At 60.6% G+C, this 15,672-nt stretch carries 18 protein-coding genes and 2 pseudogenes; 13 read left to right on the forward strand and 7 right to left on the reverse strand.

Features of this window, described 5'->3' with window-relative positions; translation table 11 throughout:
* Nucleotides 1–76 precede the first annotated feature (76 nt).
* Entirely contained in the window at nucleotides 77–1,444 is a 1,368-nt protein-coding gene (gene hemN, locus ASD64_RS03050) for an oxygen-independent coproporphyrinogen III oxidase (protein ID WP_413813567.1), read from the reverse strand.
* A gap of 485 nt (nucleotides 1,445–1,929) precedes the next feature.
* Here hemN and ASD64_RS21330 point away from each other — a divergent pair, with 485 nt between their 5' ends.
* Entirely contained in the window at nucleotides 1,930–2,397 is a 468-nt protein-coding gene (locus tag ASD64_RS21330; RefSeq protein WP_200957785.1) for an FAD-dependent monooxygenase, read from the forward strand.
* Nucleotides 2,373–3,230, forward strand: a pseudogene (locus tag ASD64_RS03055) (FAD-dependent monooxygenase); the annotation flags it as partial. The gene ASD64_RS21330 and the pseudogene ASD64_RS03055, both read left to right, overlap by 25 nt.
* A 454-nt stretch (nucleotides 3,231–3,684) precedes the next feature.
* Here ASD64_RS03055 and ASD64_RS03060 read toward each other — a convergent pair.
* Together ASD64_RS03060 and ASD64_RS03065 are read right to left on the reverse strand one after the other, a co-directional pair.
* The gene (locus ASD64_RS03060; RefSeq protein WP_413813568.1) at nucleotides 3,685–4,359 is read right to left on the reverse strand and encodes a lipoyl protein ligase domain-containing protein; all 675 of its coding nucleotides are present in this window, start codon (nucleotides 4,357–4,359) and stop codon (nucleotides 3,685–3,687) included.
* Nucleotides 4,360–4,456: 97 nt separating this feature from the next.
* A complete protein-coding gene (locus tag ASD64_RS03065) occupies nucleotides 4,457–4,906 on the reverse strand; it encodes an RrF2 family transcriptional regulator (RefSeq protein WP_056100521.1) in 450 nt (149 codons plus the stop codon).
* A 182-nt stretch (nucleotides 4,907–5,088) separates the two neighbouring features.
* Here ASD64_RS03065 and ASD64_RS03070 point away from each other — a divergent pair, with 182 nt between their 5' ends.
* The 6 genes and pseudogenes from ASD64_RS03070 (at nucleotide 5,089) to ASD64_RS20385 (ending at nucleotide 9,139) form a co-directional block, all read left to right on the forward strand.
* Nucleotides 5,089–5,367 (forward strand): hypothetical protein, encoded by a 279-nt coding sequence (locus ASD64_RS03070; RefSeq protein ID WP_082549834.1) that lies wholly within the window; start codon nucleotides 5,089–5,091, stop codon nucleotides 5,365–5,367.
* Complete coding sequence (locus ASD64_RS03075) at nucleotides 5,364–6,332, forward strand: c-type cytochrome (RefSeq protein ID WP_056100523.1); 969 nt, start codon at nucleotides 5,364–5,366, stop codon at nucleotides 6,330–6,332. Before ASD64_RS03070 ends, ASD64_RS03075 begins: the two co-directional genes overlap by 4 nt.
* A 3-nt stretch (nucleotides 6,333–6,335) precedes the next feature.
* Nucleotides 6,336–8,024, forward strand: a complete 1,689-nt coding sequence (locus tag ASD64_RS03080; RefSeq protein ID WP_056100526.1) for a cbb3-type cytochrome c oxidase subunit I — start codon at nucleotides 6,336–6,338, stop codon at nucleotides 8,022–8,024.
* Nucleotides 8,025–8,091: 67 nt separating this feature from the next.
* Nucleotides 8,092–8,334, forward strand: coding sequence for a DUF542 domain-containing protein (locus tag ASD64_RS21335; protein ID WP_200957786.1), 243 nt, complete (start codon nucleotides 8,092–8,094; stop codon nucleotides 8,332–8,334).
* Nucleotides 8,316–8,780: a hemerythrin domain-containing protein gene (locus ASD64_RS03085; protein WP_200957787.1), complete on the forward strand. Its 465-nt coding sequence runs from the start codon at nucleotides 8,316–8,318 to the stop codon at nucleotides 8,778–8,780. Before ASD64_RS21335 ends, ASD64_RS03085 begins: the two co-directional genes overlap by 19 nt.
* A 16-nt stretch (nucleotides 8,781–8,796) precedes the next feature.
* Nucleotides 8,797–9,139, forward strand: a pseudogene (locus tag ASD64_RS20385) (YbaN family protein).
* 36 nt (nucleotides 9,140–9,175) lie between these two features.
* On the opposite strand, the gene ASD64_RS03090 reads toward ASD64_RS20385, so the two are convergent.
* Entirely contained in the window at nucleotides 9,176–9,613 is a 438-nt protein-coding gene (locus tag ASD64_RS03090; protein WP_056100530.1) for a CopD family copper resistance protein, read from the reverse strand.
* A 26-nt stretch (nucleotides 9,614–9,639) separates the two neighbouring features.
* Complete coding sequence (gene ilvD, locus ASD64_RS03095) at nucleotides 9,640–11,313, reverse strand: dihydroxy-acid dehydratase (protein ID WP_056100533.1); 1,674 nt, start codon at nucleotides 11,311–11,313, stop codon at nucleotides 9,640–9,642.
* A 322-nt stretch (nucleotides 11,314–11,635) separates the two neighbouring features.
* Here ilvD and ASD64_RS21880 point away from each other — a divergent pair, with 322 nt between their 5' ends.
* Together ASD64_RS21880 and ASD64_RS21885 are read left to right on the forward strand one after the other, a co-directional pair.
* On the forward strand, nucleotides 11,636–11,851 hold the full coding sequence (locus tag ASD64_RS21880) for a hypothetical protein (protein WP_056100536.1): 216 nt from the start codon (nucleotides 11,636–11,638) through the stop codon (nucleotides 11,849–11,851).
* Entirely contained in the window at nucleotides 11,845–12,060 is a 216-nt protein-coding gene (locus ASD64_RS21885; protein WP_056100539.1) for a hypothetical protein, read from the forward strand. Before ASD64_RS21880 ends, ASD64_RS21885 begins: the two co-directional genes overlap by 7 nt.
* Nucleotides 12,061–12,220: 160 nt before the next feature.
* Here ASD64_RS21885 and ASD64_RS03110 read toward each other — a convergent pair whose 3' ends face one another.
* Entirely contained in the window at nucleotides 12,221–12,649 is a 429-nt protein-coding gene (locus ASD64_RS03110) for an RrF2 family transcriptional regulator (RefSeq protein ID WP_056100542.1), read from the reverse strand.
* Between the two features lie 42 nt (nucleotides 12,650–12,691).
* Between ASD64_RS03110 and ASD64_RS03115 the strand changes: the two genes are divergently transcribed.
* Entirely contained in the window at nucleotides 12,692–12,973 is a 282-nt protein-coding gene (locus ASD64_RS03115) for a DUF1971 domain-containing protein (RefSeq protein ID WP_056100545.1), read from the forward strand.
* A 221-nt stretch (nucleotides 12,974–13,194) separates the two neighbouring features.
* Nucleotides 13,195–13,596, forward strand: coding sequence for a hypothetical protein (locus ASD64_RS20865; protein WP_056100548.1), 402 nt, complete (start codon nucleotides 13,195–13,197; stop codon nucleotides 13,594–13,596).
* Nucleotides 13,597–14,579: 983 nt separating this feature from the next.
* Here ASD64_RS20865 and ASD64_RS21230 read toward each other — a convergent pair.
* Nucleotides 14,580–14,768 (reverse strand): DUF454 family protein, encoded by a 189-nt coding sequence (locus tag ASD64_RS21230; protein ID WP_056100551.1) that lies wholly within the window; start codon nucleotides 14,766–14,768, stop codon nucleotides 14,580–14,582.
* Between the two features lie 233 nt (nucleotides 14,769–15,001).
* Between ASD64_RS21230 and ASD64_RS03130 the strand changes: the two genes are divergently transcribed.
* A complete protein-coding gene (locus ASD64_RS03130) occupies nucleotides 15,002–15,613 on the forward strand; it encodes a YitT family protein (RefSeq protein ID WP_056100554.1) in 612 nt (203 codons plus the stop codon).
* Nucleotides 15,614–15,672 lie beyond the last annotated feature (59 nt).

Below are 15,672 nucleotides of genomic sequence, written 5' to 3' on the forward strand. Positions count from 1 at the left end.
TGGCGCGCATCATCATAGCCGATCCATTCATCGCTCCTTTGCGCCGGCGCAAATGAGGCTACGGTAACCGGCCCGATCATGCAGCTTTTCCATGGACACGCGGCGAGGCGCCCGGATAGGCATCAAAAGCAGCTGCCGCCGCGCGGACAAGGAAACGATGGTCACCACGTAAGCGGACGATGCCGCCGGCGACATCCAGCACACCGTCCTGCACCAATGCGTCGAGCTTCTGGTTCCCGTCCAAAAGCCGCGCTGGATCGAAATCGTGCCTGATGCAGATTGCCGGAACGTCGGCCTGAAGGTCGCACATCAGGCGCTCAATGATATCAGCGCGCAGTCGGTCCTCGGCTGTTAGCAGGTAACCTTTGGTGGTGGCCAGTTGGCCGGCGCCGATGTGTTCAGCATAGCGGCCGAGCGGCACCTCGTTCTGCACATAGCCCTGCGCCGTGCGGCCGATGGCCGAGGCGCCGAAGCCGATCAGCGTCTGGCAATCGTCGGTCGTGTAGCCCTGGAAGTTGCGCCGCAATTTGCCGGCGGCCTGCGCCAGCGCGAGATCGTCGTCGGGAAGCGCGAAATGATCCAGGCCGATCTGTCGATAGCCGGCGGCGACCAGCGTCTCGGCGATGGCCAGCGCCTGTTCGCTGCGGGCGGCGCCGTCGGGAAGGGCCGTCTCGTCGATCATGCGCTGGTGCTTTTTGAAGGATGGCACATGGGCATAGCCGAATACAGCCAGACGGTCGGGGCGCATCGCGGCGGCGGCCACGGCCGTCTCCACGCAGGAGCGGATGGTCTGATGCGGCAGCCCGTAGATCAGGTCGAAATTGATGCGATCGACCCCGTGCGCGCGCAGGGCCTGAACGGTTCCAAACGTCTGCCCCTCGCTCTGGATGCGGTTGACCGCCTTCTGCACGATCGGATCAAAACTTTGCACGCCAAGGCTGGCGCGGCGTATGCCGGCGCTGCCGAGCGCTGCGGCCATCTCGCTGGTCAGCGTGCGTGGATCGATCTCGACCGCCAGTTCCGCCCCGGGTGTGAAGTCGAAACGGCCGCGTAGCAGGTCGACCAGCGCGATGAAGTCTGCCGGCTCCACGATGGTCGGCGTACCGCCGCCGAAATGCACCTTCTCGACGGGAAGTGGGTGCGAGATTTTGGCGGCAACCGTATCGATCTCGGCACGCAGCATGCCGAGATAGTCGACGATGGGCTGGTCCCTGACCGTGATGGTGGTGTGGCAGCCGCAATACCAGCACATGGCACGGCAGAAGGGAATGTGCAGATAGAGCGAGACCGGCTCATCGCCAGGCAGGCTTGCAAGCCAGTCGGCGTAAATTGCGGGACCTATCTCGGGTGAGAAATGCGGTGCGGTTGGATAGCTCGTATAGCGTGGCAGGCGCGCCTCGCCGTATTTTTGCAGGATGGACGGTCGCAAGGGTGCTTTCTCCATTGGTGATGAAGAGATTCCTATTTTCTACGGTTCCATGCTTGCGGCGGTGGACCTCTATCTCAAGCCGCATTGCCCCAAGCTTTTCCAGGCATCTTCAGAATGCCCTTTGTTGCGATTTATCTCCCCGACTGCCGGAGGAGAGGCTGTGGGTATTGTCGATATTCGATGGATCGCGGCGCGAGCGGCTGATCCAGGAAGGTGGATCGCTGGCCGGGAAGGATCCCCAGGACGCCTGTGAAACTTCATCCCAGTCCTCATTTTCAGGCGGATGTCCTGTCACCGCTCCGCTTCCGGGCGGAGTGATCCTGCGGCTCTCGACATGCCTGTGCCCTCGCATCTGGTATTGCTGAATATGCATTTCTAATACATATTAGACGGCGAAGCGCCGGATCGCAATACAGCCTTGCACCGTCTCGGTAACAATAGCTGCATCGATGAACAGCGGTCACGACAGGCAGCTTGCTACTAAAGCTGGGGACGACAGCATGAACGGCGCCAATCCTCGAAACGTACTGATCGTCGGGGCGGGACCGGTGGGATTATGTCTCGCTCGTCCTCTTGCCGCATATGGCCTCGAAGTCGATATCGTTGAACGCCAGTCCGAAGAAACCTTAGCCGAGCCGGTCTTGGACGGGCGTGAGATTGCCCTTTCACACGGCTCGATGAATATCCTGGAGCGGCTGGATATATGGAGGCGGATTCCGACGGCGGAAATCCATCCGCTGCGCCGCGCGCATGTCAGCGACAACGCTCTCGAAGGCTTCGACATCGACGCCGGTATCTTTGGCAAGGATCGCCTCGGTAACTTTGTCTCCAATCATGTGATCCGCGCCGCCGCCTGGCAGGCGGTACGTGACACCCCGCCGTATGCGTTCATACCGATGCCGAGGTCAAGGCGGTCGAGCGCAAAGGGGAAACCTTTTCCGTCCATCTGGCGGACGGTCGCCAACTGAACACTTCATTGCTGGTAGCCGCCGACAGCCGCTTTTCGCAGATGCGCCGGCTGTTGGGCGTTCCGGTCGCCATGCACGATTTCGGCAAGACCATGTTGGTCTGCCGCATGCACCACGAAATCCCCCATGAGGGCGTGGCGCGCGAGTGGTTCGGCCATGGCCAGACCCGCGCGCTGCTGCCGCTGGATGAGCACACCGTTTCGCTTGTGCTGACGGTGACCGGACATGAAGCGGCAAAATTGCACGCGCTGAACGAAGATGCATTCGCGCGCGATATCGAGGCGCGACTGGAGCGCCGGCTCGGCGCAATGCGGCTTGTCGGCACCCGCCACACATACCCGCTGGTCGCGATCTGGGCCAGACAATTGGTCGGTCCCGGCTTTGCGCTGGTAGGCGATGCAGCGGTTGGAATGCATCCCGTCACTGCTCACGGTTTCAATCTCGGCCTTGCCAGCGCCGATCGCCTCGCCGCCACATTGGGCGATGCGCTGGCCCGCCAGCGCGGCGTCGCCGATCCAGCCGCGCTGGCGCGTTATCAGCGTCAACACCGTGCTGGTGCACTGCCCTTGTTTCTTGGAACCGGCATGATCGTCGGACTCTATACCGACGACCGTCCTCTCGCACAACCGCTGCGTCATGCGATCATCGGTGGCATACGGCGGCTGCGGCCGTTGCGCGATGTTTTGGCCGCTGCCGTGGTAGACGCGCCGCCGCCGCAGACCCTGCTTGGCCTGATGCGAAGCGTGGCACGTTTTGACCCACGCCCACTGCCGCATCAAGGAGAGGCGGCCTTGACCGATTCCGATGGTTTTTTCGTCCGCTGCACACCCTGACCCGGCCTACGAGAAATCACGGAACGGCGCACATCTGTCGAAAGGCCGCCGATCTCCCGGGCCTCCATGAACGGATAATTTGTTACTGTCGCCAGTAGCGTCTTCCAAGCGCGAGGCATACGCGAAGCCGGTCATCTCAGACAAAACTGAACATATCCTGGATAGCGGGTGTGATATGGATAAGAAACGACAATCGAATGCGGCAAAAACCTTTCTTGCACGGCATCACGCGCCGCCCGTGCTCCTGCTGCCGAACGTTTGGGGCGCGATGAGTGCGAGGATTTTCGCGGCAGCCGGATTCGATAGCCTGGCAAATGTGTCGCATGCCACAGCAGCTATCGGTTGAAGGCCGCAGCCGCCGAATAGCGATAGGACTCTTCGCCACCGTGCTTGAACCAAGCGTCGAATATCAATTCATCGGGAGGCCAAGGAAATCTGACTGATCAGTGTCCTGTCATGCGAGCCTAGTGTAGGCACTCACGATTGCTTCGTCGAGGCCAATTGGCGAAGCGATTTCCGTCCAATTTATATGGCTTTGTGCCTTGACGTCTGTGGCGATACCTACCGAAGCATGAAATTCGTTTACAACGCGACAGGCGCTCGAATGATCTGTATCGACCGACAGGACCAGATGAGCGAGCACTGCGTAGTGTTCATCATTCGCCCTGGCCCGGCGCCAGCGTTGCGCCGTCCCGGCAAGCTTTCGTTGATTGACCACGATATTGTAGGCTCCGTCGCACATCGCGCCTTCAATGGTGCCGTAGGCTGGATCGGCCCCTTGTTGGCGCAGAAACTGCATGACCGGCTCGCACAGGAACTTGTAGGCTTGTCCGATGCGGTCATCCATTGTCATGGGCATGGTGAACGCGATCGAGACGTTGACCGTACCTGAAGCTTGGATAACAGCCCCACCTCCCGTCTCACGCACCGAAACCGGATATCCTCGCTTCAGCGCGCCGAGGCTGGCCTCCTCGAAGCCTGACAAGTTGGACATCTTGCGCGGGACGACGAGGCAGGACTCGGTGCATTGCCAAAGCAGAAACTGGAAACGTTCTTTGCCAGTGGCAACGGCATCCAGCATCGCCGATTCCGACTGAATAGCTCGAGCAATATCCAAAGAGGCGCGCAACTAGATCAAGTCATTCCTGTCGGGGACGAGCGGGCGGCGTGAAGGTACCGTATATCCTCTCCAATGCCACGCCGGAGAATGGATGGGCGGCCGCGCTCTAATTGGTTTCCAGCATGGCCGGCGCGGCAGCCTTGCCTGAAGCGAGTCCAGGATAAGCGCATTGGGCGACGCTGGTCTTATCGAGTTCGGCCAGAAAAGCTTCGCGCGCGGCAACCAGCTGCGGCTTCAACCGGCATAGCGGGTTGAGCAGGCAGGCGCCGCCGTCTGCCCGGAAACATTCCACCATGTCGTAACGGTCTTCCAGGTGGCGCACGACTTCCCCCAGCGTAATCGCCTCGGCCGGCCGCGCCAGCCGGATGCCGCCACCAGCCCCGCGCTGGGTCGTAACGAAGCCGCCGCGGGCGAGATCCTGCACGACCTTGGTGAGATGGTTGTAGGGAATATGGAACTCCTCCGCGATACGCGCAGTGGTCGACGGTTCATCCGGTGTTCCGGCAAGCCGCATCAGGACCCGCAGGCCATAGTCGGTGAAAGCAGCAAGTCGCATAAGATTCCTTTAATTGGCATTTACAATGCGAATTAACACGGCTATGAATTTACATCATAAATACCTATTTCGGGCGCGTTTGTCCATTTTTGACATGCGCACCGTGGGGGACGTGCATCCGGCGACCTCGATTGCATCGCAGCGCAGTCCAGCAACCAAGCAACTTCCGTGTGGAGGGGGAAATGTCTGCACAGCGCATCATCCGGCTATCGATAGCGGTTGTGGCCAGCGGCGCGAGCCTCGCGCTGTCATGGCCCTATTGGCGTGATTTCGGCTACTGGCCGGAATCGCGGACCATGTGGCTAGCATACTTCATCCTGGGGTTCATTCTCGCCGTCTACGTCTTTTATGTCTTCCTCGGCAGCCTGCGCACGTTGTTCGAGCATGATGCGCTGGAGCGGGAGAAAAGCTCGGCGGCCTGCGGCTGTGGCGAGTCCGGTTGCAAGGAGGACGTAGCATGAGCTGCAAGCCGGGCGAACTTTGCTACGAGGGTGTGAAGCGTCGGCGTGCGCTCGCCGCCCTTGGTCTGATGGCGCTCATTTTCGTAGCGTTGTCGGCTGTTTCCTTCCTTGATTCACGCGGGCAGGCAGTTCCTTCCGCAGTCGACTATGCCGGCGTTGATGCCGTTGCCGGAAAGCGTGTCATCCAAGCCTATAATTGCATGGGCTGCCACACCATCGTCGGCAATGGAGCCTATTTCGGGCCGGACCTGACCAAGCTTTACGCCGCGGTCGGGCCGGCTTGGCTCGAAGCGTTTCTACCCTCGGCGGGCGCGTGGCCGGCGAGCGGTGCAGTGAAGCTCAAACTGCAAGACAAAGCCATTGCCGGCGAAGCCGGTGTCGACACCATCGAGGCCTATATGGAAAAATATCCGGCCGCCGCCGAGCGCATCGACCGGCGGGGCGGCACCGCTACGCATATGCCGAACCTGCCATTCAGCCGTAGCGACGTACAGGAACTGGTGGCGTTCCTGAAATACACCTCAGAAATGAACACCGAAGGCTGGCCGCCCGTGCCGAAGGTCGACGGGCTGACGTTTCGTGAGGCGACGCCGATGCCCGTGGCGGCAAGGCAGGCAGCGCTTGCGCCGACCGAAGAAGCTGGCCAGGCGACCGCGACACCAAAATCGGCGACCGCGCACGGGGCCGAACTGGTCGAAGAGAATGGCTGCACCGCCTGCCATGCTCCGACAAAGGAGAATCTCGTCGGGCCGGGCTGGGATGGCCTTTATGGTTCGACCGTCAAGCTTGCCGACGGGTCGAGCGTGGTGGCCGATGACGCCTATCTCACCGAAAAGATCCTGAAGCCCGAGGCAAGGGTCGTCGAGGGGTACGAGGCCGGCGTCATGCCGTCCTTCGCCGAGATACTCGATGCGGACCAGATCGCCGACATCGTCGCCTATATCCGCAGCCTTGGGGGGAATTGAGCCATGTTCAGGATTGAATACCAGACCCAGCGCCTTTCCCTGCGCTTCTTCATGGTCATGCTGGTACTGTTCTTCTTCCAGACCGCTCTCGGCCTTCTGCTTTCGGCCCAGCATCTTGACCCGATGCTGCTAGCCGGAACGCTGAACTTCAACGTCATCCGCACCCAGCACCTCAACCTGGCGATCTTCTGGATTCTGTGCGGCTTCATCGGCACGATCCTGTTCGTCGGCCCGCTCTTGTCGAAGCGTGAACTGGCAGCGCCGTGGCTGATCAAGTTCCTGTTCTATGCGCTTCTGGCCGTGGTGGCGTGGAACCTGGCCACCCAAATACTGGCGCAGCAGGGCGTCGCCGGCTGGTGGATGGGCCAGCCCATGTTGCAGGAGGGCCTGGAGTATCTGGAAGCCGGCCGCATCGCCGATATGGTCATATTCGTCGGCTTTGCCATCCTCTGTTACGTCGTGTTGCGCACCTTCCCGCCGATCTCGCAATGGAACGAGATCCACTGGGGCCTTGGCCTCGGTGTCGTGGCGCTAACGCTGGTGTGGGTGTTCGGCATGTTCTTCGTCGAACGGCTCGACCTGCAAGAGTATTTCCGCTGGTACGTCGTGCATTACTGGGTCGAGGGCGTGTGGGAGGTGATCCACATCGCGCTGGTCGGCTTCCTGCTGGTGCTCCTGTTCAAGGCCGACGTGAAATCTGTCGGCTATGCCGTATTCTGGGGAATCTCACTGGTGTGGCTGTCGGGGCTGATCGGCAATGCGCATCACTATTTCTGGATCGGCACGCCGGAGTTCTGGCAGTTCTGGGGCTCGCTGTTCAGCGCGCTGGAGCCGCTGCCGCTGATCTTCTGCTTCTGGCACATCTATCTCGACGCCCATCAGGACGGGAAGCCGATCCCTAACATGCCGGCCTTCGCCTTCCTGCTCGGATCCGTGGTGCTGGAACAGGTGGGGGCTGGCATCCTCGGCTTTACCATGACGTTCGCGCTGACCAATGTGTGGTCGCACGGCACCTGGGTGACCGCGAGCCACGCGCATCTGGCCCTTTTCGGCACCTTCGGCATGCTCGGCCTGGCGGCGGCCTATTATGCGGTTCCGGTCATGCGCGGCGTGACGAATTTCGACCAGCGGCCTGGCAAGCTCGCTTTCTGGCTGGTCTTCACCGGCATGCTGGGGCTGGGTTTTGCCTTTGCCATCGGCGGCACGATCCAGGTGTTCGTCTACCGAACGCTCGGCCTCGACTGGTTCGGTGGCGACGTCGGCCCGGCCATGCTGTTCACCAAGGCAATGGTGCCGTTGTTCGGCCTCATCTTCGCCGCGGGAGTCTGCCTGATCGTCTACGATCTGATCACACTCGGCCTGCGTCAGCCTTCAGCCGCCACCGTCGCTACAGAGGCTCCGGCGCCTTCCGGCTGGGGCAGGCGGCTCACCGGCTGGGAAACCGGCATCTGGCTGCTCGCCATGTGGATCTTCGGCGCCATAATCACGCTTGGCCTGCTGTCCTTCAACCTGAACACCGTGCAGGAAGGCAGCGCGCTGATCCCTTATGTCATGGGCGGTGTCGGCTATCCCGGCCTGCTTCTGGTAACGCTGTTTTTCGTGCGGCGGTTCCTGCGGTCGTTGGAAGCACGCAACAAGGTTAGCCTCGGGACCACTATTGCCCCGTCACCGTTGCCCGCCGAAGCTGCCTAAGATGGTGCGCAAGTCATCCTTTCTTACAACCAATAAGCCCTCCAATCGAAAGCAGGGAGTTACGACCATGACCACTCAAGCCCCACAAGCTCAACTGCGCACGCTCACTGTCGGCGATATCGCCGCAAAACTACCCGGCGCCACCGCCGTGTTCCGCAGCTTCAAGATCGACTTCTGCTGCAATGGTGATCTCATGCTTACCGAGGCGGCGCAGAAGCGCGGCATCGATGTCGAGCCGATCGAACAGGCGCGGCCGCACTCGACATCGACGCGTCTGGCGCGGCGGTGGAAATGGACAGTGCACGGCTGATCGATCATATAGAGAGCCGCTACCATCACGCGCATCGCCGCGCACTACCGGAACTCATCGCCTTGTCGCGCAAGGTCGAAGCGGTGCACCGCGACCATCCAAAGGTACCCGCAGGACTTGCCGTCGTACTTCAGCGGATGGAAGAGGAGCTGGAGAGCCATATGATCGAGGAGGAGAAGCACCTGTTTCCGGCGATGCGACAGCAGGCCTCGCAAGCGCTTGACGCCCCCATCCTGAACTTGCGTCACCAACATGACGATCACGGCGCGCTGCTGCGTCAGGTGGAGACCCTGACCGAAGAGTTTTCACCTCCGGAGGGCGCATGCAATTCCTGGCGGGCGCTTTATGTCGGCACCGCCCAACTCGCCGAAGATCTGATGCAGCATATCCATCTGGAGAACAACATTTTGTTCCCCAGATTCGCGGCAACAGAACACGTCGCCTAGCCATTGGGAATGACCGATGCGCGTCGTGTGGCTGATCGCGGGCTTGGCCAGCCTGGTGCTGGCAGGATTCGGTGTGGCGCTGCCGTTGCTGCCCGCCACGCCCTTTGCCATCCTTGCGGCGTTCTACTTCGCGCGCTCGTCACCGCCTCCTCAACAGCCGCACGTTTGGCAAGGCAATCCGCGACTGGCGTACTCATGGCGCCATCAGCCGCAGGAGCAAGGTGACGAGCGTGCTCGCCATGGCGTTGTCGCTGGCCGACTCGCTCGTTCTCGCTGTCGATCTTGCCATTGTAGGCCTGCAGGCCCTGACGGTATCCGCTGCCGCTGCCTTCATCCTGACCCGCCACACCGCGGCATAGAGCCGTCATCGCGTGCGACCATGACGCCCGACTCTATCAGGTGACGTAGAACATCGCCTTCGCCAGGAAGACGATCAGCACGACATGGCAAAACACGCTCAGATGGATGATGTGCGATTGCCGCGCTCGCATCCGGCCGCGTGCCGCAAGTGTGACGGCGGTGATGAAATGCGCGAGCACGCTTATGGCGAGCAGTATCTTGAGCGTCAGAAGCGTGGCGAAGCTGGAGGAGAAGGGGTGCGCGAGATCTGCGCGGTATTGCCAGGCCATGCCGATGCCGGCGCAATAAAGGACCAGGATGACGAACGGCATCAGCTGGCGGGCGCGGACGCCGATCGCAATTTCCACCGGCCGCATCCCCTCCCGTCCCACAGCCTTTCGCACGCTACCGAGGATCATAACCTCGAAGAACACCGTGCCGACAAAGGCGATGGCGGCAAAAAGATGCAAGGTGATGAGAACGAAATGGCTCATGATCGGTTTCAGTCTCGATGCACGTTCTACCCGGTGATCGCGCCTTCGTTGGCAGGGCGGGCAAGCGCTGAAAACTTGGCCAGCACGCCGCGCGTATAGCGCGGTTCGGGCGCTTTCCACGCCGCGCGGCGGAGGGCGATCTCGGCCTCGCTCACCTCCAGTTGCAGCAACAGCTTGCGCGCATCGATGGTGATGGTGTCGCCCTCCTCGACCAGCGCTATCGTGCCGCCGACATAGGCTTCCGGCGCGACGTGGCCGACCACCATGCCCCAGGTCCCGCCGGAAAAGCGCCCGTCGGTGATGAGGCCGACGCTTTCGCCAAGGCCGCGCCCGACCAGCGCCGAGGTGGGCGCCAGCATTTCCGGCATGCCGGGACCGCCTTTCGGCCCGAGATAGCGCAGCACCACCACGTCGCCGGGCCGGATATTGTCGGCGAGGATCGCCTCCATCGCCGACTGTTCGTCGTCGAAGACGCGAGCGGGACCGGTGATCGCCGGGCTCTTCAGGCCGGTGATCTTGGCGACCGCGCCGTCCTCGGCCAAATTGCCCCTGAGAATGGCGAGATGCCCCTGCCGGTAAAGCGCCTTGTCGATCGGCATGATGACATGCTGGTCGGCGCTCGGCGCGTCGGGCACATCGGCCAGTTCCTCGGCCAGCGTGCGGCCGGTGACGGTCAGGCAGTCACCGTGCAAAAGGCCGGCGTTGAGCAGGAGCTTCAACACCTGCGGGATGCCGCCGGCCTGGTGCAGGTCGACCGCCATATAGTGGCCGGAAGGCTTCAGGTCGCACAGCACCGGCACCTTGCGGCGCACCCGCTCGAAATCGTCCAGCGTCCATTCGACCTCGGCGGCATGCGCGATGGCGAGATAATGCAGCACCGCGTTGGTGGAGCCGCCGATCGCCATGATAAGGGCGACCGCGTTCTCGATCGAATTGCGCGTGACGATGTCGCGCGGCTTGATGTTCTTTTTCACCGCCTCCACCAGCACGCGGCCGGATTCGGCGGCGCTTTCGAGCTTTTCCCGGTCGGGGCTGGCCATGGTCGAGGAATAAAGCAGCGACATACCGAGCGCCTCGAACGAGGAACTCATCGTGTTGGCGGTATACATGCCGCCGCAGGAGCCGGTGGAAGGGCAGGCATTGCACTCGATGCCCTCGAAATCCTCCTCGCTCATGGTGCCGGCCATGACCGCGCCGACCGCTTCGAAGGCGGAAACGATGGAAAGGTCCTGGCCCTTCCAGCGGCCGGGCTTGATGGTGCCGCCATAAACATAGATCGCCGGCGCGTTGGCGCGCAGGATGCCGATCATGCCGCCCGGCATGTTCTTGTCGCAGCCGCCGAGAACCAGCACCCCGTCCATCCACTGGCCCTGCACGCAGGTTTCGACGCAGTCGGCGATCACCTCGCGCGACACCAGCGAATATTTCATGCCTTCCGTGCCCATGGACATGCCGTCCGAAATGGTCGGCGTGCCGAACACCTGCGGATTGCCGCCGGCTTGCCTGATGGCGGCAATCGCCGCGTCGGCGAGCGGCTGCAGGCCGGCATTGCACGGCGTGATGGTGGAGTGCGCGTTGGCGACGCCGATCATCGGCTTGTCAAAATCGGCCTTCTCGTAGCCGAGCGCATAATACATGGCCCGGTTGGGCGAGCGGGCGACGCCTTGGGTGATGTGCTTGGAACGTTCGTTGTAAGACATGGAGGAAACCCCGACCTGGCCGAAAGACGCGGCGTTTGCCGTATAAGCGGGAGCACGAAATCTACCCTTTGAGAGCTTAATTTCACCGCCGAAAAGAACTACGGTGAATATATCTTATGGCTGATCGAGTCACAATCGCCAAGCGGAGGTGCGCTGTGAAATCCTTCCTGCCATTGAACTGGGGTGTCGAGGCTGCTTCCAGGATCGCTCGCGGGCGCACATGGCCTGCAAAGAACGCCGAGGCCCCAACACGTGCATTGGAAGTCTATCGTTTCGATCCCGATGCCGAGAGCGGCCCGCAGCTCCTTCCTTCTTCAATGTGATGGACGGGCAGGATCGGCCGATCGGCGGGCCGACGCTGGCCGAGGGCATCGCGGTCAAGACCGTTGGCGAATTGACACTGCCGGTCCTCCGCAGCCTCGTTGCCGACATCGTGCCTGTGGGTGAGAATCTGATCGAACGTGCCGTCAACGGCTATGCCGGCCTACACCACACATGGCCGAAGGAGCCGGAGCGGCCGGGCTTGCCGCAATGTTGAAGGAACCTGACCGATATGCCGGGCGCAAGGTGGGGCTGGTGTTGTGCGGTGGAAATATTGACACGCGCCTGCGAGCCGGAATCATGATGCGCGAGTTGGAGCGTGAGGGCCGCATCGTCTCGCTTCGGCTAGCCAGCGATGACCGGCCCGGTCTGCTTGGCAAGGTGGCAAGCCTGCTTGGCCAGGGCGGTGCTAACATTTGGAGGTGAATCATAGCCGGCGCTTCCTCGATATGCACATCCCTACGGCATGTCGTCGAGTCGATATGGCGGTTTGCGAAAGACGTTTTGTAAGCATTTCGAGGCGGGTGGAGCGTGTAAGCGACGATGAACCCGTGGATATCGCGGGCCAAATTCGGTACGTTTCATCTCATGCCGCCGGCCGGAGGCCAAAATCCTCCGGACTTAGAATGAGATCGGCAAGCGTATAGCGGTCGAGGGTCCCGGTGAAGGCAGTCAGTGCTTCATGGAGAATCCCGCGCAGCTTGCAACGCGGCGTCAATATGCAGCGATTGTCCGCGGTGAAGCATTCGACCAGCCCAAAGTTCGGTTCGGTCACGCGCAGGACATCGCCAAGATTGATCTGCTCGGGAGAACTGGCCAGTGACAGCCCACCAAAGCGCCCGCGAACCGACTTGAGAAAGCCGGAACGGGTAAGCTGGTTGACGACCTTCATCAGGTGCGCCCGCGAAATCCCGTAGACCTCCGCGGTTTCTTCTATGGTGATCAGTCGATCACCATGCGCCGCGGCAAACATCAGCACGCGCAGCGCGTAGTCGGAAAAATTGGTCAATTGCATCTGCGAATTTCCTGATCTTCGCGGAGGATAAAGGTGCCTCCTGTGTATATCTTTTTCAAGAACGACTTTACCGCTAGCAACGTGAAACAGGAAAGGAAAGATGACGGCGATCCCGATGCACATGCCTTCGAGGCCTATGGCCGCTCGCCAGAGTTCACGCCTGAGATGCTGCCTGCAAAATTCCAGACCGCGCACGCCACGAAAGCCGGCACCTGGGGATTGCTTCACGTCATCGAGGAGGGAACTCCCCATCATGTCGCCTTCACCGAGTCGGGACGGATATTCATCGAGTTCTATCGTAAACAGAAAAGCGATGGAGCCTGACGGATCACAGCAAACTTGCAGCCGGCTGCATACCTGCCAGCATATTCTGGCGATAGTCGATCACCAACGTTGATCAGGAAAACGTGCAGCTACTCCCGCCAGTCCGAGCAACTCTCGCTTGGAAGCGGCTGTGTTTTTGTTCTGGGTCAAAGAACTTGGTGAGCGTTTGCCCTATCAATAAACGATCAGGTTTTTGCGCCCGCTGGCAGAAGGAGGCCCAGATGATCAACGCAATCCATACTGTAACCAATTTCGCCGTCGTGTATGTCAAGGATTGGATGGCGAGAGCGTCGTCACTTCGCGAGTTGGAGCAGATCGCACCGGAGGACCGTTCCCGTACGTTGCGTGACTGGAACCTGACGTCGTTCGAGTTTGGCAGCGCCATGCGACACAGATTTGCTTCGCAGGACCTTTTATCTTGTGCCATGCGCACACTCGACATCGAGCAAGATCAATTTAGCTCCGAACACATCGCCTGGTACCGAGACATGCAAAGGAGTTGCGTGACCTGCCCGCATCGGAGCCGGTGCCGTAAAGAACTCATGGGATCCAGCTTTGCCAGCCACTATCAAGGCTTCTGCGCCAACAGCGCCAACTTTGCAGAGATTTTGGAAAGGAGCTGAAAAACCCCGCCGGATCGCCTCGTTATAGACGTTGAGGAATGGTCCGGTGACGAATTGCCTGCTGGCACAGGCGGGCAGGGCGGTGATGTCGTTTATTCCGACCAGCCGTTCGTCAGCACACAGATCTTCGACCGCATGGCGTTCCCGCGTCGTTGCCGGCGCAGCCAAAGTGGACAGCACCACTTCCTTGCCGCTGCGTTCTAGCCTTTCGATGATGTCAGGCGAGGCCGGGCCTGAGAACTGCGTTTGCCGCAGACAACCTCGCCGACATGGACGCGTTCTACCGGCGCCTCGTCTGCAATGCAGAAATAAAGGTTTTTCAATCTCTCGGCTGGCCAATGGAAGAAGATTGGCCCCAGATCAAAGCGACGGGCTGCCCCGCCGGTTCATCGGGCTCGTATCGGCCTATGGTAAAGTCGGCGAACGGTGCCGCTATGCCATCCTCATCTTCGTCACAGTTCATCATTTCTGTTTCATTAGCCGACAAAGTAAATAGCGCGGCCGTTTTTGCTCGCTCCCCGTGTCGATCTCAGCCTGTTCAACGACGAACCCCGCCGGCGCCAATCTCGTCGACCCAAGTCTCTGTTCCGTCGCGCTGTTTCACTCTCGAAAACTGCGCGACATCACCCTGCACATGCAGCGAGATTGAGCCTGACCCCGCTTGGGCGAAAATCACTCCTTAAATAGGGTCCTCATTCCACGAAAAATCACACGTTTGCCGGCAGCGTCGCCAGCCAGTCGCCACAAGTTCCGGGTCCTTCGGCATTGGAAAAATGAGGTGCGGTAGGATGGCTCGTATAACGCGGAAGCCGCGCTTTGGCATATTTGTGCAAGATCGAACCGGGCACCTTTCACCCCTTCCAGAGATGGAGGTGTTGCTAGCGCTGGCGCGGCCGCCTGTGAGCAGGATCAAGCCGCTTTGCGCGTCAGGATGAAGGTTGTCGCTCCACACCAGCGGATGGCGACAATCCTGAGGACGGTACTCATTGCAAGTGACAAACCAGCGTCTGCTCCACGGTGACCAGCGCCGCGATCTTGCCCTTGCAGCTGATGGGGCGCTTGTCGCGCCAGTCGCGGATGGCCTTGCCGAACGTCTGGCTTGCGGCAGGCTGCTCATGCAGCACAGGCGCAGATTTGGCGAAGAAGTAGGCGGCAAGAATGATAAAAGGCATTGCCGGCAAAGCGGAACCCGCATCGCTCCCCGAAATTACGTCACATTGACGGACGCTACCTTCGGTTGAGGTCGATTGTTTCGGACCAGCTGATCGCCTCCTTGATGCCATTGCTACGCCTGTAACGCCACAGGAGGGTTTGATGTTTGACACGCCGCAAAGATTCTTTCCTGGGCCGGCATCATATGTCCACCCATTGGCATCGGTGCCGACAGGGTTCGAGGATCATTCGCATGGAGGCGGCACTGAGCGAAAAGCATGGCCTGCACGAGGACGCGCTGGCGCTTGTCCTCGGCACGCTGATGGTGGCGCTGGGCACGGTGATTTATTCCAAGGCCGTTCTTCTGGTTGGAGGGATGGCTGGCGTCGCCCTGCTGTTGCAATACACCTCCGGCATCGCTTTTTGGCTCGGCTTCTCGCTCATCAACCTGCCATTCTATTATCTCGGCCTGAAGCGGATGGGCTGGCGGTTCACCTTGCGCACCTTCGCCGCCGTCAGCTTGGTCTCGCTGTTTTCGCGCCTTACGATGGACTGGATCGACTTTTCGAGGCTCGACCCGGCCTACGCTGCGGTCATTGCGGGTACTTTGTGCGGCACCGGCCTATTGATGCTGTTTCGTCACCGCACCGGCCTAGGCGGCGTCAACATCCTGGCCATGTTCCTGCAGGAGACCTGGGGCATCCGCGCCGGCTACTTCCAGCTTGTCGTGGATCTCGCCATTCTTGGTGCATCATTTTTCGTGCTAAGCCCTGATAGCATCGTGCTTTCAGTTGTAAGCGCCGTCATCCTCAACATGATTATTGCCATCAACCACCGTCCCGGCCGTTATCTCGGCATAAGCTGAATTCGCTTCCGTGTTTGCCCGGGATCAACCCTGCATCGCCCTGGCTGCGTAAAAATGCT

This window comes from Mesorhizobium sp. Root157 (genome assembly GCF_001427385.1).
GTDB lineage: Bacteria > Pseudomonadota > Alphaproteobacteria > Rhizobiales > Rhizobiaceae > Mesorhizobium.

Bases quoted from the DNA above. Each gene is read 5' to 3' on its own strand.
- hemN (WP_413813567.1), bottom strand. From the start codon at position 1,444: ATGGAGAAAGCACCCTTGCGACCGTCCATCCTGCAAAAATACGGCGAG.
- ASD64_RS21330 (WP_200957785.1), top strand. From the start codon at position 1,930: ATGAACGGCGCCAATCCTCGAAACGTACTGATCGTCGGGGCGGGACCG.
- ASD64_RS03065 (WP_056100521.1), bottom strand. From the start codon at position 4,906: ATGCGACTTGCTGCTTTCACCGACTATGGCCTGCGGGTCCTGATGCGG.
- ASD64_RS03070 (WP_082549834.1), top strand. From the start codon at position 5,089: ATGTCTGCACAGCGCATCATCCGGCTATCGATAGCGGTTGTGGCCAGC.
- ASD64_RS03075 (WP_056100523.1), top strand. From the start codon at position 5,364: ATGAGCTGCAAGCCGGGCGAACTTTGCTACGAGGGTGTGAAGCGTCGG.
- ASD64_RS03080 (WP_056100526.1), top strand. From the start codon at position 6,336: ATGTTCAGGATTGAATACCAGACCCAGCGCCTTTCCCTGCGCTTCTTC.
- ASD64_RS21335 (WP_200957786.1), top strand. From the start codon at position 8,092: ATGACCACTCAAGCCCCACAAGCTCAACTGCGCACGCTCACTGTCGGC.
- ASD64_RS03085 (WP_200957787.1), top strand. From the start codon at position 8,316: ATGGACAGTGCACGGCTGATCGATCATATAGAGAGCCGCTACCATCAC.
- ASD64_RS03090 (WP_056100530.1), bottom strand. From the start codon at position 9,613: ATGAGCCATTTCGTTCTCATCACCTTGCATCTTTTTGCCGCCATCGCC.
- ilvD (WP_056100533.1), bottom strand. From the start codon at position 11,313: ATGTCTTACAACGAACGTTCCAAGCACATCACCCAAGGCGTCGCCCGC.
- ASD64_RS21880 (WP_056100536.1), top strand. From the start codon at position 11,636: ATGGACGGGCAGGATCGGCCGATCGGCGGGCCGACGCTGGCCGAGGGC.
- ASD64_RS21885 (WP_056100539.1), top strand. From the start codon at position 11,845: ATGTTGAAGGAACCTGACCGATATGCCGGGCGCAAGGTGGGGCTGGTG.
- ASD64_RS03110 (WP_056100542.1), bottom strand. From the start codon at position 12,649: ATGCAATTGACCAATTTTTCCGACTACGCGCTGCGCGTGCTGATGTTT.
- ASD64_RS20865 (WP_056100548.1), top strand. From the start codon at position 13,195: ATGATCAACGCAATCCATACTGTAACCAATTTCGCCGTCGTGTATGTC.
- ASD64_RS21230 (WP_056100551.1), bottom strand. From the start codon at position 14,768: ATGCCTTTTATCATTCTTGCCGCCTACTTCTTCGCCAAATCTGCGCCT.
- ASD64_RS03130 (WP_056100554.1), top strand. From the start codon at position 15,002: ATGGAGGCGGCACTGAGCGAAAAGCATGGCCTGCACGAGGACGCGCTG.